Annotated in this window: 24 protein-coding genes; 15 read left to right on the plus strand and 9 right to left on the minus strand. The window is 69.1% G+C overall.

Translation table 11 applies throughout. The features are described 5' to 3' along the window. The 4 genes from BIX52_RS18975 (at position 1) to BIX52_RS18990 (ending at position 3,915) form a co-directional block, all read left to right on the plus strand. Complete coding sequence (locus BIX52_RS18975; protein WP_075222681.1) at positions 1-435, plus strand: DoxX family protein; 435 nt, start codon at positions 1-3, stop codon at positions 433-435. Further along, positions 432-2,171: an MFS transporter gene (locus BIX52_RS18980; protein WP_083660512.1), complete on the plus strand. Its 1,740-nt coding sequence runs from the start codon at positions 432-434 to the stop codon at positions 2,169-2,171. The genes BIX52_RS18975 and BIX52_RS18980 overlap by 4 nt, the downstream gene beginning before the upstream one ends. Next, positions 2,168-3,028 carry an efflux RND transporter periplasmic adaptor subunit gene (locus BIX52_RS18985; RefSeq protein ID WP_075222683.1) on the plus strand — a complete coding sequence of 287 codons (861 nt, stop codon included), beginning with the start codon at positions 2,168-2,170 and terminating at the stop codon, positions 3,026-3,028. The genes BIX52_RS18980 and BIX52_RS18985 overlap by 4 nt, the downstream gene beginning before the upstream one ends. A gap of 200 nt (positions 3,029-3,228) precedes the next feature. Next, on the plus strand, positions 3,229-3,915 hold the full coding sequence (locus tag BIX52_RS18990) for a response regulator transcription factor (protein ID WP_083660514.1): 687 nt from the start codon (positions 3,229-3,231) through the stop codon (positions 3,913-3,915). Positions 3,916-3,931: 16 nt separating this feature from the next. On the opposite strand, the gene BIX52_RS18995 is transcribed toward BIX52_RS18990, so the two are convergent. The 5 genes from BIX52_RS18995 to BIX52_RS19015 form a co-directional block, all read right to left on the minus strand. Beyond that, entirely contained in the window at positions 3,932-4,318 is a 387-nt protein-coding gene (locus tag BIX52_RS18995; protein ID WP_075222684.1) for a response regulator transcription factor, read from the minus strand. A 416-nt stretch (positions 4,319-4,734) separates the two neighbouring features. Beyond that, complete coding sequence (gene cynS / locus BIX52_RS19000; RefSeq protein WP_075222685.1) at positions 4,735-5,193, minus strand: cyanase; 459 nt, start codon at positions 5,191-5,193, stop codon at positions 4,735-4,737. 21 nt (positions 5,194-5,214) lie between these two features. Then, positions 5,215-6,105, minus strand: a complete 891-nt coding sequence (locus tag BIX52_RS19005) for an ABC transporter ATP-binding protein (protein WP_075222686.1) — start codon at positions 6,103-6,105, stop codon at positions 5,215-5,217. 44 nt (positions 6,106-6,149) lie between these two features. Beyond that, the gene (gene ntrB, locus BIX52_RS19010; protein ID WP_075222687.1) at positions 6,150-6,995 is read right to left on the minus strand and encodes a nitrate ABC transporter permease; all 846 of its coding nucleotides are present in this window, start codon (positions 6,993-6,995) and stop codon (positions 6,150-6,152) included. A gap of 4 nt (positions 6,996-6,999) precedes the next feature. Next, positions 7,000-8,376, minus strand: coding sequence for a CmpA/NrtA family ABC transporter substrate-binding protein (locus BIX52_RS19015; RefSeq protein WP_075222688.1), 1,377 nt, complete (start codon positions 8,374-8,376; stop codon positions 7,000-7,002). A 179-nt stretch (positions 8,377-8,555) separates the two neighbouring features. On the opposite strand from BIX52_RS19015, the gene BIX52_RS19020 reads away from it, so the two are divergent. Then, positions 8,556-10,439 (plus strand): sigma 54-interacting transcriptional regulator, encoded by a 1,884-nt coding sequence (locus BIX52_RS19020; protein WP_083660518.1) that lies wholly within the window; start codon positions 8,556-8,558, stop codon positions 10,437-10,439. Between the two features lie 13 nt (positions 10,440-10,452). Continuing rightward, positions 10,453-10,917: a nuclear transport factor 2 family protein gene (locus BIX52_RS19025; protein ID WP_075222689.1), complete on the plus strand. Its 465-nt coding sequence runs from the start codon at positions 10,453-10,455 to the stop codon at positions 10,915-10,917. A 19-nt stretch (positions 10,918-10,936) separates the two neighbouring features. Here BIX52_RS19025 and BIX52_RS19030 read toward each other — a convergent pair whose 3' ends face one another. Further along, complete coding sequence (locus tag BIX52_RS19030) at positions 10,937-11,788, minus strand: IclR family transcriptional regulator (protein WP_075222690.1); 852 nt, start codon at positions 11,786-11,788, stop codon at positions 10,937-10,939. 316 nt (positions 11,789-12,104) lie between these two features. Here BIX52_RS19030 and BIX52_RS19035 point away from each other — a divergent pair, with 316 nt between their 5' ends. The 7 genes from BIX52_RS19035 (at position 12,105) to BIX52_RS23520 (ending at position 18,522) form a co-directional block, all read left to right on the plus strand. Next, a complete protein-coding gene (locus BIX52_RS19035) occupies positions 12,105-13,031 on the plus strand; it encodes a Bug family tripartite tricarboxylate transporter substrate binding protein (RefSeq protein ID WP_157956231.1) in 927 nt (308 codons plus the stop codon). Between the two features lie 6 nt (positions 13,032-13,037). Further along, positions 13,038-13,727 carry a cyclase family protein gene (locus tag BIX52_RS19040; RefSeq protein ID WP_075222692.1) on the plus strand — a complete coding sequence of 230 codons (690 nt, stop codon included), beginning with the start codon at positions 13,038-13,040 and terminating at the stop codon, positions 13,725-13,727. Positions 13,728-13,886: 159 nt separating this feature from the next. Then, positions 13,887-14,336, plus strand: a complete 450-nt coding sequence (locus tag BIX52_RS19045) for a tripartite tricarboxylate transporter TctB family protein (RefSeq protein WP_075222693.1) — start codon at positions 13,887-13,889, stop codon at positions 14,334-14,336. Continuing rightward, positions 14,333-15,874 carry a tripartite tricarboxylate transporter permease gene (locus tag BIX52_RS19050; RefSeq protein WP_075222694.1) on the plus strand — a complete coding sequence of 514 codons (1,542 nt, stop codon included), beginning with the start codon at positions 14,333-14,335 and terminating at the stop codon, positions 15,872-15,874. Before BIX52_RS19045 ends, BIX52_RS19050 begins: the two co-directional genes overlap by 4 nt. 43 nt (positions 15,875-15,917) lie before the next feature. Next, entirely contained in the window at positions 15,918-17,333 is a 1,416-nt protein-coding gene (locus BIX52_RS19055; RefSeq protein ID WP_075222695.1) for an amidase, read from the plus strand. 190 nt (positions 17,334-17,523) lie between these two features. Beyond that, a complete protein-coding gene (locus BIX52_RS19060) occupies positions 17,524-18,243 on the plus strand; it encodes an NAD-dependent epimerase/dehydratase family protein (protein WP_205647761.1) in 720 nt (239 codons plus the stop codon). Positions 18,244-18,354: 111 nt separating this feature from the next. Further along, positions 18,355-18,522, plus strand: coding sequence for a hypothetical protein (locus tag BIX52_RS23520; RefSeq protein WP_205647760.1), 168 nt, complete (start codon positions 18,355-18,357; stop codon positions 18,520-18,522). Positions 18,523-18,613: 91 nt separating this feature from the next. On the opposite strand, the gene BIX52_RS19065 is transcribed toward BIX52_RS23520, so the two are convergent. Together BIX52_RS19065 and BIX52_RS19070 are read right to left on the minus strand one after the other, a co-directional pair. Next, a complete protein-coding gene (locus BIX52_RS19065; protein ID WP_245803236.1) occupies positions 18,614-19,381 on the minus strand; it encodes a MauE/DoxX family redox-associated membrane protein in 768 nt (255 codons plus the stop codon). Positions 19,382-19,497: 116 nt separating this feature from the next. Next, positions 19,498-20,367, minus strand: a complete 870-nt coding sequence (locus BIX52_RS19070; protein ID WP_075222696.1) for a DUF305 domain-containing protein — start codon at positions 20,365-20,367, stop codon at positions 19,498-19,500. 356 nt (positions 20,368-20,723) lie between these two features. On the opposite strand from BIX52_RS19070, the gene BIX52_RS19075 reads away from it, so the two are divergent. After that, positions 20,724-21,800: a calcium:cation antiporter gene (locus BIX52_RS19075; RefSeq protein WP_075222697.1), complete on the plus strand. Its 1,077-nt coding sequence runs from the start codon at positions 20,724-20,726 to the stop codon at positions 21,798-21,800. 286 nt (positions 21,801-22,086) lie between these two features. After that, positions 22,087-24,879: a bifunctional aconitate hydratase 2/2-methylisocitrate dehydratase gene (locus BIX52_RS19080; protein WP_075222767.1), complete on the plus strand. Its 2,793-nt coding sequence runs from the start codon at positions 22,087-22,089 to the stop codon at positions 24,877-24,879. 167 nt (positions 24,880-25,046) lie between these two features. Here the strand turns inward: BIX52_RS19080 and BIX52_RS19085 are convergent, their stop codons facing one another. Beyond that, positions 25,047-25,430, minus strand: a complete 384-nt coding sequence (locus BIX52_RS19085; protein ID WP_075222698.1) for a rhodanese-like domain-containing protein — start codon at positions 25,428-25,430, stop codon at positions 25,047-25,049. Between the last annotated feature and the right edge of the window lie 6 nt (positions 25,431-25,436).

The following is a 25,436-nucleotide window of genomic DNA, read 5'->3' on the forward strand; positions in this document are numbered from 1 at the left end:
GTGGCGCTCCATACCGCGGCCAGCGTCGTCCTGCGGCTCGCCCTCGCCGCACCCTTCCTCGTCAGCGGACTGCTGAAGCTCACCGATTTCGGCGCGGCGCGGGCCGAGGTCGCGGCCCTCGGCCTTTCCCCGCCGGAGCTGTTCGCCGCCGCGGTCGTCGTCGCCCAGCTCGGCGGTTCGGCGCTGCTTCTGTCGGGCCGCTTCCAGCGGGCCGGTGCCGTCGTCCTCGCGGGCTTCACCGTGGCGGCGACGCTGCTCGCGCACCCCTTCTGGGCGATGGACGCGACCGTGCGTGTGCCGCAGGCGATGACCTTTCTGGAACACGTCGCCATCGTCGGCGGCTTCGGCCTCGTCGCCCTTGGCGGGGCGCGCGTCGCCGGAACGCGCGGCATCGGGGCACCGGCCCGGCCGCATCACACCGGAGCCGCCACATGACCGCCACCACCCGCGGCCCATCCGAGCCCGCATCGACCGGCCCGGGGTCATCTGACTTGGCGCCGACTGGCCCGGCCCGGTCTGGCACGGCGCCGTCCGGCCCCGTTCCGCCAGCTCCGGCGGGCGCGCTCGCTCCGTTCCGCCACACCGTGTTCGCCGTCCTGTGGGCGGCGACCGTGTTCGGCACCGTCGGCACCTTCATGCGCGACGTGGCGAGCCAGTGGATCGTCTCCGGGCTCACCCCGTCGCCGGCCGCGGTGGCGATGATCCAGGCCGCAGGAACGCTGCCCATCTTCCTCCTCGCCATCCCCGCGGGCGTCCTCTCCGACATCCTCGACCGGCGCCGCTTCCTCATCGCCGTGCAGGCCGGCCTCGCCCTCGTCAGCCTGTCCTTGGCGACGCTGGCGGGGCTCGGCGCGATGACCGTCTCCAACCTCGTCCTCCTCACCTTCCTCGGCGGCATCGGCGCCGCGCTCGTCATGCCGACGTGGCAGGCGATCGTGCCCGAGCTCGTCCCGCGCGCGGAGCTGAAGAGCGCGGTGGCGCTGAACTCGCTCGGCTTCAACATCTCGCGCGCCATCGGCCCGGCGATGGGCGGGCTCATCCTCTCCGTTGCAGGCGCCGCCGCGACCTACGGGGCGGACGTCGTCACCTACCTCATCGTCATCGCCGCGCTCTTGTGGTGGCGGCGTCCGGCGAAGGAGGCGGACGATCTCGGCGAGCACTTCGGCGGGGCGATGCGGGCGGGCCTGCGCTACGCCCTCGCCAGCCGCGCGATGCACCGCGTCCTGTGGCGCGCGGCACTGTTCTTCGCGTTCGGCAGCGCGGTGTGGGCACTGCTGCCGCTGGTCGCGCGGGTGCAGCTCGGCGGCGGGCCGGGCTTTTACGGCGTCATGCTGGGGAGCCTCGGCGCCGGTGCCATCGCCGGTGCGGTGGTGATGCCGCGCCTACGCGCCAGGCTCGGCCAGGACGGGCTCGTGCTCGCCGCCACCGTGCTCGCCGGCCTCGCCGCCGCCGTGCTCGGGCTCGCCCGCGTAGAGGCGCTGGCGCTCGCCGCCACCTTCCTCCTCGGCGGGGCGTGGATCGCCGTCGTCGTCACCCTAAACGCGGCCACACAGGCAATCCTGCCCAATTGGGTGCGCGGGCGCGGCCTCGCCGTCTACCTCACCGTGTTCAACGGGGCGATGGCGGCGGGCGCGCTCACGTGGGGCGTCGTCGCCGAGGTTTTCGGCATCGACATGACGCTGCTCGCCGCCGCGCTGTGCCTCGTCGCGCTGGGTCCGCTCACCTTCCGCGCCAAGCTGCCGCAGGGCGAGGCGGACCTCACGCCGTCCGGCCACTGGCCGGAGCCTGCCATCAGCGACCGGGTCGAGCACGACCGCGGCCCGGTCTCGATCATGGTCACCTACCGCGTCGACCCGGGAGACCGGGATGCCTTTCTGGACGCAGCGGCGGCGCTCGCCGAAACGCGCCGGGCGGGCGGCGCATCGTCCTGGAGCATCGCCGAGGACACCGCCGATCCGAGCGTTCTGGTCGAGACCTTCGTCGTGCCGTCCTGGGCCGAGCATCTGCGCCAGCACAAGCGCGTGTCGCAGGCGGACGCGGAGATCCAGGCGCGCCTTCAGGCCTTCCACCGCGGCGCCGAACCGCCAACCGTCGTCCACCTTCTGGCGCTGAGCACGGGTAGCCGCCGCCGTGCCAACGCGGCGCGGCACCACCGCCGGGGCGGGCGATGACCGACCGCACCACACTCGCCCGCGCCGCAGTGGTTTGCGCCTGCTTCGCGGCCCCCGTCTCGGCCCAGGATGCGCCGCCGGCGGGGATCGACTTCGAGTTCCAGGGCGTCATCCAGCCCTTCGCCTCCGTCACCGTCGCCAACCGGGAAACGGGGGTGATCGAGAGCATCGCCTTTCAGGGCGGCGAGCGGGTGGAGGCTGGCAGCGTGCTCGCCACCATGGACGCCGCCGCCGCCAGGATCGCCGTCGACGCCGCACGTGCCGCGGTGGAGGAGGCGGCCGCGCGCCTGAACCTCGCCGAGGGGGCGGCGTCCCGCGCCGCCGCACTCGCCGCCCGCGGAACGGGATCCCGGGTCGACGCCGACAGCACGGAGGGCGCAAGGCAGATCGCCGCCGCCGCCCTCGTCGGGGCCCGTGCCGCGCTCGCCGGCGCCGAACTCGCCCTCTCCCATATGACGATCACCGCCCCCATCGCCGGGACGATCGGCCCGCCGCAGGTGGCGCCGGGCGCGTTCGTGGAGGCCGAGGCCGGTGCCGCGATCGGCGAGATCATGACGCTGGACCCGGTGCGCGTGGCCTATGGCGTTCCCTATACCGTGCGCCAGCGGGCGATGGCCGCCACCGGCGCGACCGGCAGCCATTCGATGTTCGAGCGGTTGCGCATCCGCCTCGTCCTGCCGGACGGTTCGACCTATCCCCATGACGGCCGGCCCCGGTTCGAGAGCGGCGCCATGGACCCCGCGACCGGCCTCCTCACCTCGTGGGGCGAGGTGCCGAACCCGGACGGCACGCTGGTGCCGGGACTTCGCGTGACGGTACAGTCGTGGGTCGTGCCGGCCCCCGACGTCTCCGATTAGCGTGGGAGGCAGACGCGGCCTGGGCCGGAGGTGCAGGACATATTGTGCAACGCCCCTCGCATTTTCTTCACGTCAACGAGGGCGCGATCCGCTAGTCTCACCGTGAGGCATGCCGACCAAGACGGCACGCCGTCGCCCTCGCACCGGAAGGCCGGTTCATGGCCGCGATGCCCTGAACCGGCGCAACTTGAGGACGCCGCATGGAGAGCCTGACGCTGATCGACCCCGTCGCCGCGCATGGCACGGACCGACCGTGGCGACCCGGCGACTCGGCCCCCACCGTGATCGTGGTCGACGATGACGAGGCACTGCGCGACGGCCTGTCCAGCCTGTTCCGCTCCGTCGGCCTGACCTGCCTGCCCTTCGCCTCGGCCGCCGCGCTCGACGACGGCGTCTTCGCCGACGGTATACGCTGCCTCGTGCTCGATGTCCGGATGCCCGGCCTCAGCGGCCTAGAGCTGCAAGCCAAGATCAACCGGTCGGGGCTCGAGATCCCCGTGATCTTTATGAGCGGCTTTGCGGACGTGCCGATGTCCGTCCACGCCATGAAGGCCGGCGCCGTCGATTTTCTGACGAAGCCCTTCCGCGACCAGGAATTGCTCGACGCGGTGCACATCGCGCTGCACCGCGACCAGGCGCGGTTCGAGGCCGGCCGGGCGCTCGCCAAGGTCCGCGCGCTGCACCAGGCGCTGACACCGCGCGAGCAGGAGGTGATGGCCCACGTCGTCGCCGGGCTGATGAACAAGCAGATCGCCTACGAGCTCGGGCTCAGCGAGATCACCGTGAAGGTCCATCGCGGCCACGTGATGCGCAAGATGAACGCCCGGTCGCTGCCCGAACTGGTGCGGATCGCCGAGCTCCTCAATCCCGCCGCGCCGCTCAACTGAGCCGGACGCGCGTGCCTCATTCGCGGCCGAACCGCGCCAACCCCGTGCGCACGGCGTCGATCAGCTCCTCCGGCGGGACCGGCTTGATCAGGAAGGCGATGGCGCCCAGCTCCAGCGCCCGGCTCGCCGAGGCCGCATCGGCATGGCCGCTCATGAGGATGACCGGAAGCTCGATCCCCTGCTCGGCCAGTTCGGCCTGAAAGCTGATCCCGCTCTGGCCGGGAAGCCGCACGTCCAACAGGAGGCAGCCGGGCGCGGGAAAGCTGCCGCTGGCTTTGAACGCCGCGACCGAGGCGAAGGCCTCGACGCGAAAACCGCAGGACCGCAGCAGCGCATCGAGCGCGATCCGCACATCGTCGTCATCGTCGACCAGGAAGACGGCCGGGCCGTCCTCATCCGCCATGGACGCACGCGGGCATGGTGACGATGAACAGCGCACCCCGTACGGCGGTTACGCGCGGCGCTAGGTCGCGCGGTCCGCCACGGGCCGCGCCGTTGCCGAGCGCCGCCCGCGCGGCGGGCGTTTCGATCGACGCGCCGTCACCGTTGCGGCGCGCAGCGCGATGAAGGCAGGTCCCGTCGTCCCGCGCCGATTTGCGAAGACTATACTGCTCGAAAGAGTGCACCTCCGCCCGACCTCGCTCGAATATCCTCGGTCGTACGGTACTCCCGCGCGGCGCTCCCCCAGCATATACATTGGGATATAGCCCCCGACCGCGTTGTCCCGGCCGGGGCGTAGGGTCATGGGAGCGCCGCGCGGCGGCCGCCGTCCGCCCCCGGTGCGGGGCGGGCGCCGACCTCCTGCCCGCCGGTGTGCGGTCAGTAACTCTTGTAGGGCAGGAACTTGCCGGACATCGTGACCTTCACGCGGTCGCCCTTCTCGTGCGGCACGCGGGTGATGTCCATGTCGAAGTCGATCGCCGACATGATGCCGTCGCCGAATTCCTCCTCGATCAGCGCCTTCATCGTCGTGCCGTAGACCGACACGATCTCGTAGAGGCGGTAGATCAGAGGGTCGGTCGGCACCGCGGTCGGCAGCGAGCCGCGGTAGGGCACCATCATCAGGAGCGCGATCTCCTCGTCGGAGAAGTTGAGGCCGAGCGAGTTGCCGGCCTTCTCCGCCTGCTCCTTGGTGAGCGAGATCTGGCCCATCAGCGCCGCCGTGGTCCACTCCTTCGACATGCCCACCGCATCAGCGATCTCGCTCCACTTCTTCCCCGTGAAGGTCTTGTGGGCGACGATCTTCTCGGTCAGTTCGGCACGTTTTGCGTTCAGCATGGTTCTATCGCTTCTTGATTGTCAGGCGGCCCGCCCTTTCGCGGCGGGCTCCACGACGGGGGGATGGCGGGGATCGTAGGTCGACGCCGTGACCTCGGCGCGGAAGGTCTTCGAGCGGTTGACCAGGAACTCGATGAGGTGGTTGCGCATCGGGTAGTAGTTCGGGTCGGTGTGCATGTTCTGCCGGGTGCGGGACTTCGGCAGCGTGTTCTTGACGATCTCGCACACCCGCGCCTCAGGCCCGTTGGTCATCAGCACGATGCGGTCGGCGAGCAGGATCGCCTCGTCGATGTCGTGGGTGATCATGAACGAGGTCTGGTTGGTCTGCCGGCAGATCGACACGAGTTCGTCCTGCAGCGCCCCGCGGGTGAGGGCGTCGAGAGCGGAGAAGGGCTCGTCCATCAGGAGGATCTTGGGCTCGATGGAGAAGGCGCGGGCGATGCCGACGCGCTGCTTCATGCCGCCCGACAGCATCGAGGGGCGCTTGTCCTCCGATCCGGTCAGGTGGACCATGTCGATATATTTCTGGCAGTGGGCGCGGATCTTCGCCTTGTCCCATGACGGCCAGCGCGATTTGACCGCGAAGGCGATGTTGGCGAGCGCGCTCATCCACGGCATCAAGGCGTGGCCCTGGAAGACCACCGCGCGGTCCAGGGACGGCCCGTCGATCTCCTTGTCGGCGACGATGACGTGGCCTTCGGTCGGCTTGTCCAGCCCGGCGAGGATGTTGAGGAGGGTGGTCTTGCCGCAGCCCGAGTGGCCGATGAGGCAGACGAATTCACCCTCCGCGACATCGAACCAGACATCGCCGAACACCTCGGTGGTGCCTTTGCCGTCCGGCGTGGGGAAGCACTTCTTGAGGCCCTCGACGCGGATCGCCTTGCGCGCCGGGGCGGTCGCGGGTTCGGCCATCGGGACTCCTTGGGTGGGCACGGGTACGCGTTGCTGCATGGCGCTCACTCCGTGTAGGCGACGAGGCGCGCCGCGCGGGCGAGGGCAAGGTCCAGGAGCATCCCGACGACGCCGATGAAGACGATCGCGGAGATCACCCCGGTGATCGACAGGTTGTTCCACTCGTTCCAGACGAAGTAGCCGATGCCGGTGCCGCCCACGAGCATCTCCGCCGCGACGATGACGAGCCAGGCGATGCCGATGGAGATGCGCATGCCGGTGAGGATCGTCGGCGCCGCGGCGGGGAGGATGACCGCGAAGGCGGTGCGCAGGCGGGACACCTCCAGCGTGCGCGCGACGTTCAGCCACTCGCGCCGGACGCCGGCGACGCCGAAGGCGGTGTTGATCAGCATCGGCCAGATCGAGCAGATGAAGATCACGAAGATCGCCGACAGGGACGAGTCCTTGATGGTGTAGAGGGCGAGCGGCATCCAGGCGAGCGGCGACACCGGTTTCAGGAGCTGGATGAACGGGTTGAACGCCCGGCTCGCCAGTTCCGACATGCCGATGAGGAAGCCGACAGGGATCGCCACCAGCGCCGCCAGCCCGAACCCGGTCAGGACGCGGAACAGCGAATAGGCCAGCTGGATGCCGATGCCCTTGTCGTTGGGTCCGGCATCATAGAACGGGTCGCGGATGTGCTCCCACAGCGCCGCGCCGACCTCCAGCGGCTTGGGGAGGGCCGAGGCCCCCTCCGTCGCCTGTTTGCCGAGGAGCGCGGCATAGGCGGGGTCGAGCCCTTCGGCCGCGTCGCCCTGCTGCGCCACCACGAGAAGGTGCCAGGTCACGAGGAACAGGCCGAGGATGACGATCGACAGGATCCCGGCGCGCAGTCCGAAGGGGACGCTCATCGCCTCAGGCCCGTCCGATCGCGAAGGACGTCGCGTAGGCCTCGGGCTCGGCCGGGTCGAAGGTCTTGCCCATGATCGTGTGCGACTTGTAGGTGACCTCGGGCGGGGTGAAGCCCATCTCCTTCATCACCGCCGCGGCGTCGGTGGCGAGGTAGACCTGCTCGGCGACGGCCTTGTAGTCGATGTCGCCTTCGATATAGCCCCAGCGCTTCATCTGGGTGAGGATCCAGACCGCGAAGGAGTGGTAGGGGAAGGGGTCGAAGCCGATGCGGTCCGGCACCTGGCGCACGTTGCCCTTGCCGTCCGCGAAGGTGCCGGTCAGCACCTGCTCCACCACCGTCACCGGCTGGTTGAGGTAGTTGCGCGGGGAGATCGCGGCGGCGATTTCCTTACGGTTGTCCGGGTTGTTGGAATAGGCCGTCGCGTCGAGGATGGACTTGTAGAGCGCCAGGAAGGTGTTCGGATTTTCCTCGATGAAAGCCTGGCTGGCGGCGAAGGCGCAGCACGGGTGGCCGTCCCAGATCTCCTTCGTCAGAAGGTGGATGTAGCCCACACCGTCATACACCGCGCGCTGGTTGAACGGGTCCGGCGACAGGTAGCCGTCGAGGTTGCCGGCGGACAGGTTGGCGACCATCTCCGGCGGCGGCACGACGCGGATCTGAATGTCCTGGTCGGGGTCCAGCCCCGCTTCCGCCACGTAGTAGCGTAGCAGGAAGTTGTGCATCGAATATTCGAACGGCACGCCGAAGGTGAAGCCCTTCCACATGGACGGGTCGTCCTTGTCGCGGTGCTTCATGGCGAGCGTGATCGCCTGGCCGTTGATGTTTTCGACGGCGGGCATGGTCCATGGCGTGGCGGTGGACCCGGCGCCGACGGTGATGGCGAGCGGCATCGGCGTCAGCATGTGCGCCGCGTCGTATTCGCCGGCGAGGGACTTGTCGCGGCTGACGGCCCAGCCCGCGGTCTTGATGACGTCGACGTCTAGCCCGTACTTTTCGTAGAAGCCGAGCGGCGAGGCCATGATGATCGGCGTCGCGCAGGTGATCGGCACGAAGCCGACATTGAGCTTGGTCTTCTCCAGCGGGCCGTTGGCGTCGGCGATGGCGGCTTTCACCTTGTCGAGCGGGATGAACTGGGAGATGGCGGCCAGCGCGGTGGCCCCGCCGACGCCGCGCAGGAAGGCGCGCCGGTTGGCGTCGGAGCCGAACAGGCCCTTCAGCACCGCCGACTCGACGGTGCGCGACAGGAGCGCGTCCTCGTCGGTGCCGTCGATGACGCTCGTGTGCGCCGCGTCGTGCTCGGCTTGGGACGCGTGTTTGCCGCAAGGGCAGCCGGTCCACAGTGTGGCGTCGGGATCGAACGGATCAGAGGTCGCAGCCATGCTCAGGTCCCCATGATGTGTGCGGCGGGTCGCAGCGTTGTCTGACGGCGACGCTAATGAGGCGCCCGCGAACCCGGCAATGAAAATTCGCCAATCTCGTCGAAATTGCGCGCGGGCGGCGCTGGATAATTACGAAAAGTCGTAATACGGTGGGGGCGTGATCGAACGCACGCGGCCGAATGACCCCTGATTCCCTCCTCCGGCGCCCCGTCGCGCTCGACCCCGTCGCCGACCTCCTGGAACGGTCCGAAGCCGGCATCCTCGCCCTCGACCCGATCGGCGACCGCATCGCCGCCGCCAACGCCACCGCCGCCACCATGCTCGGCCATCCGGGCGCGCAGCTCCGCGGGCAGCGGCCGAGCGAACTCTTCCGCGCCGTCCTCCCCGCCCTCTTGGCCCTCACCGAGGAGTGCATGGCGCTCGGCCACGCCTGGCACCCGTCGTTGATGGTGCAGCCCCGTGCCGAGCCGCAGGTGGAGGTGGAGGTGTTCGCCTCACTCGCCGCGCGGATGGAGCGGACCACGGTCACGCTCCTGATGCTGGACGCGCGCCGCCAGCGCCGCCGCCACGCCAAGCGCGAGTTCGAGCGGCTCTACCGGCTGGACCAGCTCACCGGCGGCGGATTCGACACGATCTTCCGCGAGATCGAGCGCGGCAACCGGCTGATCCTCGACGCGGCGGGCGACGGCATCTACGGCGTCAACGCGCGCGGCGAGACGACCTTCGTGAACCCCGCCGCCGAGGCGATGCTGGGCTGGAAGGCGGAGGACCTGATCGGCGCCCTCGCCCACTCGGTCTTCCACCACAGCCACGAGGACGGCTCGTCCTACGCGGTGCACGACTGCCCGATCTACGCCGCCTTCCGTGACGGCACGGTCCACCGCGTCGAGGGCGAGGTGTTCTGGCGCCGGGACGGGACGTCCTTCCCGGTCGACTACACGTCGACGCCGATTTACGACGACGCCCGCCTCGTCGGCGCCGTGGTGCTGTTCCGCGACGTGTCGGAACGGCTGGCGCAGGAGCGGCGCATCACGTCGGCGCTGGCCGAGGTGGAGCGCCTGCGCCACCGGCTGGAGCTGGAAAACGCCTACCTGACCGACGAGATCGGCGCCCGCCACAATCACCACCGGCTGGTCGGCAGCAGCGCCGCCGTCGAGCACCTCTCCCGGCAGATCGACGCGGTGGCCGCCAGCGACGCCGCCGTTCTCGTCACCGGCGAGCCGGGCTCGGGGCGCGAGCTCGTGGCCCGCGCGATCCACGACGCCAGTGCGCGGCGCCAGCGGCCCTTCGTGCGCGTCCACTGCGCCGCCGAAACGGGGCTCGAGGACGAGCTGTTCGGCCACGCCGCCGCCGCGGGCGCCCACGCGCGGGTCGGCCGCTACGAGCTGGCCGATGGCGGCACGTTGTTCCTGCAGGACGTCGCCGCGCTTCCCTTCCCGCTGCAGGTGCGCCTCGCCCGCGCCATCGAGGAAGGCCGCTTCGAGCGCACGGGCGACGACCGGCCGATCGCCGCCAGCGTCCGCCTCGTCGCCTCGGCGGAGGGTGACCTCGCCGCGCGCGTGGAAGACGGCAACTTCTACGACCGCCTCTATTGGCGCCTCGCGACCTTCCCCATCGCCGTCCCCGCCCTGCGCGAACGGCGGGAGGACGTGCGCGCCCTCGCCCAGCACGTCATCACCACCGTCGCCGCGCGGCTCGGCAAGCCCGCGCCGCGCCTGTCCGTCGCCAACCTCGCCGCGCTGGAGGCCTACGGCTGGCCCGGTAATGTGCGCGAGCTGGAAACGGTGGTGGAACGCGCGGTGATCGTCGCGCGGGACGAGCGGCTGCATCTCGACCTCGGCGAGGGGCCGGCCGGCGAGGTGGAGCCGCGCCGCACGGTCGCCGGCGTCCCCACCGCCGACGAGCTGCGGCAGATCGAACGCGAGGCGATCACCACGGCGCTGGCCCGCTGCCGCGGCCGCGTGTCCGGCCCGAAGGGCGCGGCGACGCTGCTCGGCCTGAAACCCACCACCCTCTATTCGCGCCTGAAGCGCCTCGGCATCGAGGCGAGCGATTATAAATGAAAGGAACCGCCCGATGAGCCGACCGCCGCTGCCCCCCTTCGACGCCGCCGCCGCCGCGCAGAAGGCCCGCATGGCCGAGGACGCCTGGAACTCGCGCGATCCGGAGCGCGTGGCCGGCGCCTATACCGAGGACTGCGCATGGCGCAACCGGGCGGAGATGTTCGCCGGCCGCGACGCCATCGTCGCCTTCCTCACCCGCAAGTGGGCGAAAGAGCTGGACTACCGGCTGATCAAGGAGGTGTGGGCCTTTAACGAGAACCGCATCGCCGTGCGCTTCGCCTACGAGTGGCACGACGATTCCGGGTCCTGGTTCCGCTCCTACGGCAACGAGAACTGGGAGTTCGACGGCGCCGGGCTGATGCGCCGCCGCATCGCCTCCATCAACGATCTGCCGATCGCCGCCGCCGACCGCCTCTTCCACTGGCCGCTCGGCCGGCGGCCCGACGATCATCCGGGCCTCTCCGACCTCGGCCTGTAGCGGCGGCGGCGGCCCGTCGTCAGAGCGGCCGTGCCGCCATCGCCGGGCGTGCGGCCTGGTGCAGGGCCTCGCCCATCCTGCGCGCCTCGTCCTCGAGCACCGGCAGGATCTTGTCGATCCGAGACGGCGGCAGCTTGTCGGAAATGGCGATCACGGTCATCGACATGGGGTGGCCGGCGATGGCCACCGAGATGCCGCGAAACCCCGGGATTACGCAGCCGACGCTCATCGCATAGCCTCGCCCCCGCGCGGCGGCGATGAGCTCCAGCACCCGCTGCGGTGTCAGGCGATGGCGCACATAGCGCTCGGCGTTGCGCGCCGCGACGGCCTCGGCCGTCTCCTGCGGAAGCGCGGCCATGATCGACAACGAGCTGGCGCCCAGCCCGAGCGGCCGGCGATGGCCCACCTGGGTCGGGATCGCCTGAAAGCCGTCGCGCCCCTCCCGCCGGTCGAGGCACAGGCCGTCGTCGCCGCTGCGGCTGTGCAGATAGGTGCAGTCGCCGATCTGGTCGACGACCCTTTGCAGGAACGGGGCGCACACGGCGCGCGTGTCCACCTCGGGCGCCGCCGCAATTCCCAGCTCGTAGACGAGCCGGCCGAGGCGGACGCCCCGCTCGCCCGGCACCCGCTCGATCAACCCTTCCTCGGTCAAGAGATCGAGCAGCCGGTGAACAGTGGGTTTGGGCAGATGCGTGGCATGGGCGAGCTGCGTCAGCGTCGCCGTCCCCTCCCGGCAATAGGCAAGTTCCTTCAGGAGCGAGATCGCCCGGCGCGTCCCGCGGGTCGCTGACTTCTTCTCGGGCGGCGCGCTGGCGGGCGTGGCGGTGGCGGTGGCGGTGGCGGGCGTGGCGGCCAGAGTGTGCATGTCCATAAACGTCCTTCCTCCCGCGCCGGGAATGCAAGGATGGCGCCGCCCCGGACACCGGCGCCCCTCACCCCCGAGAAGTTCCACTCAGCGGAATTCCGGCGATTTTGCGCTTCCATCGCGCCGACGCTTTTGTACCCTCGCCGCATAACAAAAACAAAGTCGCGACCCACCGCGCACAGCAACGGGGAGGCGCTGCAACAACAAACCTCAAGGTACGATCATGAAACGGACTCCCGCTCGGTGCGGCGCATCAAACACTCGTGGTTCAGCGCCCAACAGCCTGCTGCGCGCAGCGGCATCTGCGGTCGTGCTGGCCGGAATGACTTCCGCAGCCGCGGCGCAATCGTCGTTCCCGGACCACACGATCACCCTGGTCGCCCCCTTTCCTCCCGGCGGCGCGGCGGACGTGATCTCGCGCATGCTGTCGGACCCGCTGGGCGAAGCGCTCGGCCAGACGGTGATCGTCGAGAACCGCGCCGGCGGCGGTGGGCGCATCGGCACCGACGCGGTGGTGCGCGCCGAGCCGGACGGCTACACGCTGCTGATGGGCAGCCAGGCCACCCACTCCATCAATCCCGAGCTCTACGACAATCTCGGCTACGACCCGGCGGTCGACACGGCCCCTGTCGCCATCGCCGGCGCCGTCGGCTACGTCATCTACGTGAACAAGGACGTGCCGGTCGACTCGATCGCCGACCTCGTGGAAAGCGCCAAGTCCGATCCGGGCGGGATCGCCTACGGTTCGGCCGGCTACGGCGGCGGCTCGCACCTTTGCATCGAGCTCTTGCAGTCGATGATCGAGGGGGAATTCACCCACATTCCGTTCCAGGGCACGGCACCCGCCACCACCGCCCTTCTCGGCGGAGAGGTGGACATGCTGTGCGACGTCATCACCACCGGCCGCCCGCACATCGAGGCCGGCGCGGTGAAGGCGCTCGCCGTCACCACGCCCGAGCGGCACCCGCAGCTTCCGGACCTGCCCACCGTCGCCGAGGCCGGCGTGCCGGGATATGAGGCGGTCAGCTATTACGGCCTCTTCGCCCCCGCGAACGTGCCCGAGGACGTGCTCACCACGCTGCGCGAGACCGCGCGTGAGGTGATCGCCCAGCCGGAGGTGGCCGCGCGTCTCGGCGAACTCGGCATGGTTCCGGTGGACGTCGACGCGCAGGGCTTTGCCGACTACGTCGCCAAGGACCGCGCGGTGTGGGGCGCCGTCATCGACGGTGCCGGGATCACGGTGAACTGACCCGCCATGGAAATCGTCGATCTCAGCCGCGAGCTCTTCCATCGCACGGCCACGCACCCGGCCCATCCGCCCGTCATCATGACCGTGTGGAACGACCATTCCGAGAAGAAGGTCGCCGGTGACACGGTGTTCTCCAGCAAAGCGATGTCCATCGCCTTCAGCGACCACGCCGGAACCCACGTGGATGCGCCCATCCACTTCGACCCGCGCCCCGATGCGCTGACCATCGACCAGGTGCCGCTGGAGAACTTCATCACCGAGGCCTTCTGCGTGGACCTGCGCGACACGCCGCTCGGCCACGCGGTGACGGTGGAGGAGCTGAAGGCGGCCGTGGAGGCCACGGGCGAGACCATCAAGCCCCGCGACACGGTGCTGATCCTGCTCGGCACGAACGAGAAGCTCCTCGGCAAGCCGGCCTATCAGCACGACTTCGCCGGCCTCTCGATCGAAGCGATCCATTGGCTGGCGGACCAGGGCATCGGCATGTTCGGCGTGGAGGCGGTGAGCCCGTCGCCGGAGGGTGAGTTGAACTTCAAGGCGCATATGGCCTGCGCCGAGCGGGGCATCACCCACATGGAGTGCCTCGCCAACCTGGAGGCGGTGGCCGGCCGCGGGCGCTTCCGCTTCATCGGCCTTCCGCTGAAGCTGCGCGGCGGGACGGCGAGCCCCATCCGCGCCGTCGCCCTCTTCGAGTAGACGCCGACCGGTGGCCGCCGTGCGGTCCGCCGTCATGGCGACCACCGCGGCGACCACCGCGGCGGCCACCCCGCCCATTGCGCCCCTCTTCGCGCGCCCACCGCGGTGCGGCGCGGCCGCCCTCCGCCAGCACCGCGCGGCGAGAACGGAGCATCCCACATGCAACAGCCTGACTATCGCGACATCTTGGGGGGAGGGCTCCTTCTTCTCCTCGGCCTCTTCATGATCTGGTACGCCGCCTCGTCCCTCTCGCTGGGGACGATCAGGCGGATGGGGCCGGGCATGTTCCCGATGGGCGTCGGCGGGCTCCTGGCCATGTTCGGCCTCCTCATCGCCGTGCCCGCGCTGTTCCGGCGGAGCGACTTCCCGGCCGTGGAATGGCGCACCGCGGCGGCCGTCCTCGCCGGCATCGCCGCGTTCGCCATCGCCATCCGCACGGTGGGGCTCGCCCCGGCCATCATCGCCCAGCTCGTCGTCACCGCCGGGGCGGAACGCGAGTTCCGGCCGCTGGCGCTTCTCGTCATGGCGCTGACCTTCCCGCTGGCGGCCTACCTCATCTTCGGCGTCGGCCTCGGCCTGCCGGTCCCCATGCTGCGCTGGCCGGCATGAGCGGCGTGTTCGACGGCCTCGGCGGCAACCTCGCCCTCGGACTGGGCGTCGCCCTGTCCTTCTCCAATCTCGCCTACTGCTTCCTCGGCGTGCTCCTCGGCACCGTGGTCGGCGTGATCCCCGGCATCGGCGCCCTCGCCGCGATCTCGATGCTGTTCCCGATCACCTTCCACCTCGACCCGACGGCGGCGCTCATCATGCTGGCCGGCATCTGGTACGGCTCGACCTATGGCGGGTCCACGGCAGCGATCCTCCTCAACATCCCCGGCACGCCGTCCACCGCCGTCACCGCGCTCGACGGTTATCCGATGAGCCGCAACGGGCGCGGCGGCGTGGCGCTGCTGATGTCGACGGTCGCGTCCTTCGCGGGGGGCTCGGTCGGCATCCTTCTCATGATGCTGTTCTCCCCGCTCATCACCCAATATGCGCTGTCCTTCGGCGCGGCGGAATATTTCGCGCTGATGGTGCTCGGCCTCGTCGCCGCCTCCACGATCTCAGAGGGCTCGGCGGTGAAGGGCCTCGCCATGGTGGTGCTCGGCATCGCCTTCGGCACGGTGGGGATGGACATCTATACCGGCGCCGAGCGCTTCACCTTCGGCTCCATGGGGCTCTTGGACGGGATCAGCCTGGTCGCGCTCGCCATGGGGATCTTCGGGGTGGCCGAGATCATCGCCTCGCGCAGCCAGATGGATCACAAGACCTTGGACCGCACGTCCGTCAGCCTCAGCGCCATGAAGCCGACGCGCGACGACGTGCGCCGCTCGATCCCGGCGATGATCCGCGGCTCGGCCATCGGCTCCTTCTTCGGCACGCTGCCGGGGACCGGGCCGTCGGTCGCCGCCTTCATCGCCTACGCGGCCGAGAAGCGCTCCTCGCGCGACCCGTCACGCTTCGGCAAGGGCACCATCGAAGGCGTGATGGCGCCCGAATCGGCCAACAACGCCGCGGACCAGACCGCCTTCATCCCGACGATGACGCTCGGCATTCCGGGCAGTCCCACCATGGCGCTGCTGTTGGGCGCGCTCATCATCCACGGCATCTCGCCCGGACCGCAGCTGATGACGACCCAGCCCGATCTCTTCTGGGGCCTCGTCATGAGCTTCTGGATCGGCAATCTGCTGCTGCTCATCCTCAACATTCCGCTCGTCGGGCTGTGGGTGCGGCTGCTCCTGATCCCCTATCACCTCCTCTATCCGGCAGTGCTGATGTTCATCTGCATCGGCGTCTACACGGTGAACAACACCGCGTTCGACGTGTGGCTGGTCGCCGCCTTCGGGGCGATCGGCTATCTGATGCGGCTGTTGGGTTTCCAGGCGGCGCCGCTCCTGCTGGGCTTCGTCCTGGGACCCTTGATGGAAGAGCACGTGCGCCGTGCTCTGCTGATCTCGCGCGGCGATCCGATGACGTTCATCGAGCGGCCGATCAGCTGCACGATCCTGGTGGCGACGCTGCTGCTGCTCGTTTGGAGCGGGGTCGGCGCGCTGCGCAAGCGGCGCGCGGCGGATGCGCCCGCCGTCCCCGTCCTTGCCGATGAATGATCCGCTTTCGCGACCCGTCGCCCTCACCACGAAGGATCGAACCATGGCCGACACTGCGGCGACCGAAACCTGGCGCATGGGAGCGTGCGCTCTCGCAGAGCGTCTGGAGCGCGGTGCGGTCTCGCCGGTGGACCTCGTCGAGGAGAGCTTTGCGCGCATCGCCCGGCTGGACCCGGTGCTGAACGCCTTCGTGCATCTGGACCATGAGGGCGCGCGCGCGGCGGCGGCGGAGGCGGCGGACCGCCAGCGCTCCGGCACCCGGCGCGGCCCGCTGGACGGCATCCCCGTCTCGGTGAAGGACAACCTTTATGTGGCCGGGATGCCCGCCCGTTGGGGCAGCCTTCTCCTGAAGGATTTCGTGCCACCGCAGGACGACATCTGCGCCGAGCGGCTGAAGGCCGCGGGCGCCATCATCGTCGGCAAGACGACGACGCCCGAGTTCGCCCTCATGGGGCGCACCGAAAGCCGCCTCACCGGATCGACGCGCAACCCCTGGGACCCCGCGCTCACGCCGGGCGGGTCGAGCGGCGGGGCGGTCGCCTCCGTGGCGGCCGGCATGGTGCCGCTGGCGCTCGGCACCGACGCGGGTGGCTCCACCCGCACCCCGGCCTCCTATACCGGGCTCGTCGGCCTGCGCGGCTCCAACGGGCGCGTTCCGCGGGCCTTCGGTTTTCCGCCGATGGCGCTCGACTTCCAGGCGATCGGCCTTTTCGCCCGCTCCATGGCCGACCTTGATCTTCTCCTGTCGGTTCTATCCGCGCCGGACGCGCGCGACCCGACCTCCCGTCTCCTGCCGCCTCTGCGTGACGAGAGCGGGCCGCGGCGCATCGGCTGGTTCACCGGCGTCGGCGGGCACAGCGCGGACGATGCGGTGATCGCCTCCCATGCGGACGCCCGGGCCGCGCTGGCCGATGCCGGTCACCAGTTGGTCGAGGTGGCACCGCCCTACGACCTCGACGAGCTGGCGGACCTCTGGGGCACGCTGACGGCCGCCGGCGCCGCCCGCGCAGCCGATCAACTGCCCGGAGATAAAAGCCTTCTCACCGACCAGATCGCGGGACTTCTCGCCAAGGGATCCGCGATCGGCGCGATGGACTATGTGCGCACGGTCGACCGGCTTCAGGCCTTCCGCCGGACGACGTCCGCGCAGTGGGGCGACGTCGACGCGCTGTTGATCCCCTCCGCCGCCTCCCCAGCCTTCGACGCCGCGCGCGCCGCGCCGGAGACCATCGGCGGCGAGCCCGGGTCGATGAAGGCGCAAGGGATGTTCGGCGGCTGGGTCAACGCGATGGGCTATTGCGGCCTCAACGTCCCCGCACTGCCGCATCCGGACGGCCGGCCGATCGGCATGCAGATCGTGGTGCGCGCGGGCGACGACGCCGTGGCGCTCGGCCTCGGGCGCGCGCTGGAGGCCGCGCGCCCCTTAGCGGACCGCTGGCCCCTCCTCGCCTTGTCCTGACGCCGCCGGGGACACTCGCGCGCACGCCCCGCGCCCGAGGTCTGGTCGCCGCCATCCCGTCCCTCGCGACCGGCGGGGACGCGCCGAGCGGAAGGCGCGCTCGGACGGACCTGCACGGCGGCCCCGCACGAGCGCAGGGGAACGATCCGCGCGCCTTGCCCGCTGTCCCCCCAATAGAAGGAGGCATCGCATGAACAAACCGAAGCTTTGCGTCGCCGGGGCGAGCGGGCTCGTGGGGTCGAACATCGTCAAAGCCGCGCTCGCGGCGGGGTACGACGTTCACGGCACCATGCGCGACGCCACGGACGAAACCAAACGTCCGTGGCTGATGGCGCTCCCCGGCGCGGCCGAGCGACTGACGCTCCATTCCGCCGAGGCCGAGACCGGGGCCGGCTTCGACGCCGCGTTGAGCGGAGCGGACGCCGTCTTCATCGCCTGCTTTCCGCCGATCTATCGCGGCCGCGACGGTACGCCCGCACGCGAGCTCGATGCACAGCGCGGATTCGACGAGATCGTCCGCCCTGTGCGCGACGGGTGCCTGAACGTCCTCGCCGCCGCCGAACGGCAAGGGGTCCGGACCGTGGTCCTGTGCTCGTCCACATCGTCGACGAACCCGCCCGTTCCCGTGGCGGTCAAGACGGAGGCGAATGCCGTCTCCGATCCCGACCAGCAGATGGCGGACGGCAAGTTCACCTCCGCCGAGAAGATCGTCATGGAGCGCGCGGCCGCCGAATTCTGCGCCGCCCACGCGATGCGTCTCGCCATCCTGCTGCCAACCATGATGCTGGGCCCCGTGGTCCTGCCGCAGCACCTCGACGGCGACTCGATGGCGCTGCCAACCGGGCTTCTCGCCGGCCGCAAGCGGCACGAGAGGGTTCCGGCCGGGTCGATCTCGCTGAGCCATGTGTAGGATGTCGGCAAGCTGTTCCTCGCCGCATACGAGACCAGCGCCGAAGGCCGCTATTTCGCCGTCTACGACTCGTGGCCCTGGCGCGATCTCTATGCCGAGTTCGCCAAGCACGTGCCCGCCGCGTCGCTCCCCGCACCGCTCGAGGGTGAGGCCGAACCGCCGACGCGCTTCGATTTCACCCGCCGCGACAGCCTCGGCGTTGCGATGCGCGACATTCCGGCGACCATCGCCCAGACCATGGACTGGCTGAAGAGCGACCCCTTCAAGGGCGCCGCTTGAGCGACCCCTCCAAGGGCGCCGCCTGAGCGACGCCGTGCAGAGCCGTTACCGGGCGGCGGCCGGGTTCGCCCGGTCGCCGCCCGCGGTTTGCTCACGAGAGCAGGAACGCCTTCAGCGGCATCCAGAGGCCCATCACAATCATCATCAGGCTCTCGGTGAGGGACACGAAGCCGAGCGGCACGGACGAGCCGCCCCCCACGCAGGCGCACTTCAGCTCGCGCTTGTCGACATAGACCGCCTTGAAGATGCTGACCGCGCCCACCGTGCCGATAAAAAAGGCCACCGGGGCGGCCAGAAAGATCAGCGCGCCGGCGGTCATCGCGATACCGGCGAAGGCTTCGGCGAAGGGATAGATCTTGCCGTAGGGCACCCAGCGCTTGGCGAGGAGGTCGTAGTTCAGGAACATCGTGGAGAAGCTCTCGACGTCCTGCAGCTTCTGGATGGCGAGGATCGTCATCGACAGCGAAATGAACCATTCCGCGCCACGCAGCGTCAGCGGATTGCCGTACTGGTGGAACGAGAGCCCGAGCGCCAGCAGCGCAGCCACCGCGAAGATGGCGATCACCGGCTGATAGGTGGTGTCGCTCTGCTGATCCTTCGGCGGGTCGATCCCGAAGTGAACGCGCAGATCGTCGTAGCCGCCGACACGCCGGCCGTCGATGAAGGTTTGCGGCGTCGTCTCGACACCGTGCTCCTTCATGAAGGCTTCGGTCTCGGCCCGCGTTGTCAGATGATGGTCCTCGACCCGCAAGCCTCGACGCTCCAACAGATCCTTCGACTTCAGGCCGAAGGGGCAGGTGTGCTCGGGCATGACCATTCGGTAGAGGGTGGCCGTCTTCGCAGGAACGTGCTGCTGCATGGTTGTCCTCCTTCAGACGCGTCTTTCGACTGCCGTGGGATCGCCGGGCTCATCCGTGCCTCGATCCGGCATGGCGGTTGGGGGCGCCGGGCGCGTGTGCCGCGCTCGACCAGGTGTCAGGCGCCGCAGCCATAGGTGCCGATATATCCGGTGCTCAGCCCCCTCTCGAGGGTCATGCTGAGGGTGGCCGCGGTCCGCGATCCGTCCGTTTCGCCAAGCGCATCCTCGCCGGGGCCGCCGATCTCCATCACGATGCCCGGAGCCGCCGCGGTCGGTCCTGTCGTCAGGGTCGCGGCGTCCGCCTCCAGGCGCACGAGGTCGCCGCTGATCTTGACGAGGGCGGACCCGTCGTCCGCCAGGGCGAGCACCGGGCGGCTGCCCTCGATGTAGGTGAAGGTGCACCGGGCCCCGGCGGGAAGCGCTTCGGCCATCTCCGCGCCCGAGATGAACTGGGGATCGAGAGTGGCGATGTCGGCCGTCGAAAGCGCGTCGTCCAGCGTCACGACAGCGGCCGGCTCCGTCTGCTGCCCCGCCGCGTCGCCCGTCCTCTCGATCGAGTCGATGAGGTAGCGCATCTCGGCGATCTCTTTGTCTTGGGCGTAAATGATCTCGTCGGCCAACTTGCGCACCCGCGGGTCCGAGATATCGGCGCGACTTGACGTCATGATCGCGATCGAATGGTGGGGAATCATCGCCCGCATGTAGGACGTGTCGCCGACGGTGATCTGACTGCGGACCAAGTAGAGCGATCCGGCGAAGACGACGGCGGACACCGCGAAGATGACCGCATTCAACCGCATGTTCTTGTACATGCCGAGCATGAAGGCGAGCATGATGATCGCCATGGTCGCGCCCATCATGATCGCCATGTAGGTGCGCGTCTCTGAGAAGAACACATGCTCGAAGAGGTATGTGTTCAGATACATCAGCCCGAACATGATGATGGTCGACGTCACGATCATCGCGCCGAATCGGAGATAGGACATACTCTCACCCTCCTTGCGTCCAAAGGGGTAAGGCAAAGGCGGGTGGGATTGTTCCAGGCTGGGCGCCGCCGCCGGCCGCCCGCGGACCGGTCCCGCGGCATGGTTCGGCCGCCCGGGCCGCTTCTTCAGGAGGCCGGTTTGCGGGGCGGTGTGGCGGTCACGCCTCATATACGTATGATAAGTGACGCTTAGGGCACCCCGAACCGGCGCCCCGACGATGGGCGACCACCGGAAGCGACGCATGGGAGAACGGCACTGCCCCTTACCATGGACGTGTCTCGGCGCCGTCTCGGTGCCGCGTCCGGCCGGTGCCGCCCCTAGGACGCTCGACAAGGACAGGTGGACACAGCGTGCATATGAATTCGTGGCGGGTCATCGCCCTGCCGGTGGCCGCGGCGGCCGTTGCGGTCTTGGAACACGCCGAGCTGCTCAACCTTCATTCCCTGCCGGTGCTGATCGTCGCCGTCGCCTTCCTGATCGGGACCGTGTTCTGCGCCGTCCACCATGCCGAAGTGATCGCGCTGAAGATCGGCGAGCCGTTGGGGTCGCTCGTCCTCGCCGTCGCGGTCACGGTGATCGAGGTCTCGCTGGTCATCTCGATCATGATGGCAACGCCGGAGACCAGCTCCGAGGTGGCGCGGGACACGGTGTTCGCGGCCATGATGATCGTGCTGACCGGCATCGTCGGCGTCTGCCTTCTCACCGGCGGTCTTAGGCACCGCGAGCAGGCGTTTCATGCGCAGGGTGCCATGGGCGCGCTCAGCGTCTTGGCGACGCTCGCCACGTTGGCGCTGATCCTGCCGAACTATACGGTCGCGGTGCACGGCCCTTATTATTCCCAAGGCCAGCTCATCGCGGTGAGCGCCATCTCGCTCGCGCTTTATTTCCTGTTCCTGTTCGTGCAGTCCTTCCGCCACCGCGAATATTTCCTTGATGCTGCCGTTGCCGGGGACGTCGGCTCCGCGGTCACCATCACGCCCGCGACCGTCCTCACCAGCATCGTGATGCTGCTCGTCTCGCTCACGGCCGTGGTGCTGATCGCGGAAGGCCTGTCGCCGGTGCTGGACGACGCGATCGAGTCGAGCGGCCTTCCGTCCTCCTTCGTCGGCGTCGTCATCGCGGCGGTGATCCTGCTGCCGGAGTCGATCGCCGCCTTCAGGGCCGCGCGCGAGAACCGCATTCAGCAGAGCCTCAATCTGGCGTTCGGGTCGGTGCTCGCCAGCATCGGGCTGACCATCCCGGCGGTCGCCATGGCCTCGGTCCTTCTCGACATCCCGCTCGGACTCGGCCTCGAGGCCGAACACACGTTGCTCCTGGTGCTCGCCCTCTTCACCACCATGCTGACGATGGTCACCGGGCGCAGCAATATTCTGCAAGGCGGCGTCCACCTCGTGATCTTCGTCGCCTTCCTCGTCATCGCAGCGATCCCCTGACCCGGCCGGCCCCGCGGCCGACGACCCCTGCCCGCCGCGCCGTTCCGGTGACCGGGCACCGGCACGGGGGGCGGGCTAGCTCGGGACCATCGAGCCGGGCTAATCCTCGCGCGTGCCGCAACGGCAGCGTCACGCGGCTGCGGCACATGCGGGCCGGATCCACGCGGCACCGGCGCAAGAACTTGAAAAGCTTTCGCAGACTGCTCAAAGAAGGAGCCGCTACCGGGACCCGCACGTGGTGCTGCCCGGCTGGACGCTTGCCAACGTGTCGGACGGGGAAAGAACCATGAGCCTTTACGAAGACTATCTGTCGGAAATCGAGACCCGCAAGGCCGAAGGGTTGAGCCCCAAGCCGATCGACGATGCCGCGCTCCTGCGGGAGGTGATCGCGCACATCGAGGACCCGGCGAGCCCGCACCGGGCCGACTGCCTGCACTACTTCACCTACAACACGCTGCCGGGCACCACGAGCGCGGCCGGTGAAAAGGCGCAGTTCCTGAAGCGGATCATCGATGGTGACGCGGTGGTCCCCGAGATCACCCCCGCCTTCGCGTTCGAGCTTCTATCCCACATGAAGGGCGGCCCGTCGGTCAAGGTGCTTCTCGACCTCGCGCTCGGCGAGGACGAGGCGAACGCGCGCGACGCCGGCGAGGTTCTGAAGACGCAGGTCTTCCTCTACGAAGCCGACACGGACCGCCTGAAGGCCGCCTACGAGGCCGGCAACCCCGTCGCCGAAGACATCCTGAAGAGCTACGCCGAGGCGGAATTCTTCACCAAGCTTCCCGATGTCGAGGACGAGATCGAGGTGGTGACCTACATCGCCGCCGAGGGTGACATCTCCACCGACCTCCTTTCGCCCGGCAACCAGGCCCACTCGCGCTCGGACCGCGAGCTGCACGGCAAGTGCATGATCTCCGAGCAGGCGCAGAAGGAAATCGAGGCGCTCAAGCTGCAGCATCCCGGCAAGCGGGTGATGCTGATCGCCGAGAAGGGCACCATGGGCGTCGGCTCCTCGCGCATGTCGGGCGTCAACAACGTCGCGCTGTGGACCGGCAAGCAGGCCTCGCCCTACGTGCCGTTCGTCAATTATGCGCCGGTCGTGGCGGGCACCAACGGGATTTCGCCGATCTTCCTCACCACGGTCGGGGTGACGGGTGGCATCGGCGTCGACCTCAAGAACTGGGTGAAGGTGCTGGGCGAGGACGGCAAACCGATCCTCGGCAACGACGGCAACCCGATCCTGGAACAGAAATATTCCGTCGCCACCGGCACCGTTCTGAAGATCGACACCCGCAGCAAGAAGCTCCTCACCGAGGACGGCGGGGAAGAGCTGGCCGACATCGCCGACAGCTTCACCCCGCAGAAGGTGGAGTTCATGAAGGCGGGCAGCTCCTACGCCATCGTCTTCGGCAAGATGCTGCAGACCTTCGCGTGTGAGACGCTGGGCATCCCGCTGAAGTCGGCCTTCGCCCCGGCGCGTGAGATCAGCCACGAGGGCCAGGGTCTGACGGCGGTGGAGAAGATCTTCAACGCCAACGCCCGCGGCAAGGCGACCGACAAGCCGCTCCACGCCGGGTCCGACGTGCGCGTGAAGGTCAACATCGTCGGCAGCCAGGACACCACCGGCCTCATGACCTCGCAGGAGCTCGAGGCGATGGCGGCCACGGTCATCTCGCCGTCGGTCGACGGGGCGTTCCAGTCCGGCTGTCACACAGCCTCGGTGTGGGATCTGAAGGCGCAGGCCAACACGCCGCGGCTTATGGCGTTCATGAACCGCTTCGGCCTGATCACCGCGCGCGATCCCAAAGGCGTCTATCACTCCATGACGGACGTCATCCACAAGGTGCTGAACGACATCACCGTGGACGATTGGGCCATCATCATCGGCGGTGACAGCCATACGCGCATGTCGAAGGGCGTGGCGTTCGGGGCCGACTCGGGCACCGTGGCGCTGGCGTTGGCCACCGGTGAGGCGACGATGCCGATCCCGCAGTCGGTCAAGGTGACCTTCAAGGGCGAGATGGCGCCCCACATGGACTTCCGCGACGTCGTCCACGCGACGCAGGCGCAGATGTTGGCCCAGCATGGCGACAACGTCTTCCAGGGCCGCGTGATCGAGGTTCACACCGGCACGCTGCTGGCGGACCAGGCCTTCACCTTCACCGACTGGACGGCCGAGATGAAGGCCAAGGCCTCCATCTGCATCACCGACGACGAGACGCTGATCCAGTCGCTGGAGATCGCCAAGTCGCGCATCGCCATCATGATCGAGAAGGGCATGGACAACGAGGCGGGCATGCTGGCCGGCCTGATCGCCATTGCCGACAACCGGATCGCGCAGATCCGCTCGGGCGAGAAGCCGGCGCTGAAGCCTGACGACAATGCGAAATATTTCGCCGAAGTCGTCGTCGACCTCGATGCGATCGTGGAGCCGATGATCGCCGATCCGGACGTCGAGAACCCGGACCCGTCGCGCCGCTACACGCACGACACGATCCGGCCGATCTCGTACTACGGTGCGCAGAAGAAGGTCGATCTCGGCTTCGTCGGCTCCTGCATGGTGCACAAGGGCGACATCAAGATCGTCGCGCAGATGTTGCGCAACTTGGAGGCCGACCAGGGCAAGGTGGAGTTCCAGGCGCCGCTGGTGGTCGCCGCGCCGACCTACAACATCATCGACGAGTTGAAGGAAGAGGGCGACTGGGAGATCCTGCAGAAATATTGCGGGTTCGAGTTCGACGACGCGGCGCCGAAAACCAACGCGCGCACGGCGTACGAGAACATCCTCTACCTCGAGCGGCCGGGCTGTAACCTTTGCATGGGCAACCAGGAGAAGGCGGCGAAGGGCGACACGGTGCTGGCCACGTCGACCCGCCTCTTCCAGGGCCGCGTCGTCGCCGATTCGGAGACGAAGAAGGGCGAGTCCCTGCTCGGCTCTACGCCGGTCGTCGTGCTGTCGGCCATTCTGGGCCGCACGCCGACGCTCGAGGAGTACAAAGGTGCCGTCGAGGGGATCGACCTGACAAAGTTCGCTCCGCCGGTGAAGACGCCGCTGGACAGCCTGTCGGTCCACTTCTGATCCGGCGCGACCGGGACCACGGCTGAGACCTCTCCCGCTCCGCTGGCCCACGCCTGCGGAGCGGGACGGGATCGCGGCGCGCTCACCCCGTCGGCGGGGCGCGCCGCTGTTCGCACAATGTGGCAGGCGAAGGACCGGCGGGAACGAGACCCGCGGTCACGCAGCGGTCATTGCTCGACGGGCAATCCCGCCGACTTCCAACCGTTCAAGCCCCCTTCGATGACGTCCGCGTCATAGCCCATGCGCTGCAGCGTGTCGGCCGCCAACGCCGCCCGGCCGCCGACGGCGCAGAGGACATGGACGCGCCCGGTGCCGCGCTGCGCGGTCAACCTGGCCTCGGCGCTCTCCGCTGTCGCATCCGCGCGCGTCTCCAAAAGGCCGCGCGGCACGTGCAGCGCTCCGGCCACCCGTCCTGCGGTCTCGAGCTCCGCCGGCTCGCGCACGTCCAGGATGAGGTCACCGCCCGCGGCCGCCTGCTGGGCCTCCTGCGGTGACACCGTGGCGACGCGGGTCCGCGCGTCGGCGACAAGGTCTTTCATGGTCAGGCTCATGGTGCC

The organism is Acuticoccus yangtzensis (genome assembly GCF_001927245.1).
Classification (GTDB): Bacteria; Pseudomonadota; Alphaproteobacteria; order Rhizobiales; family Amorphaceae; genus Acuticoccus; species Acuticoccus yangtzensis.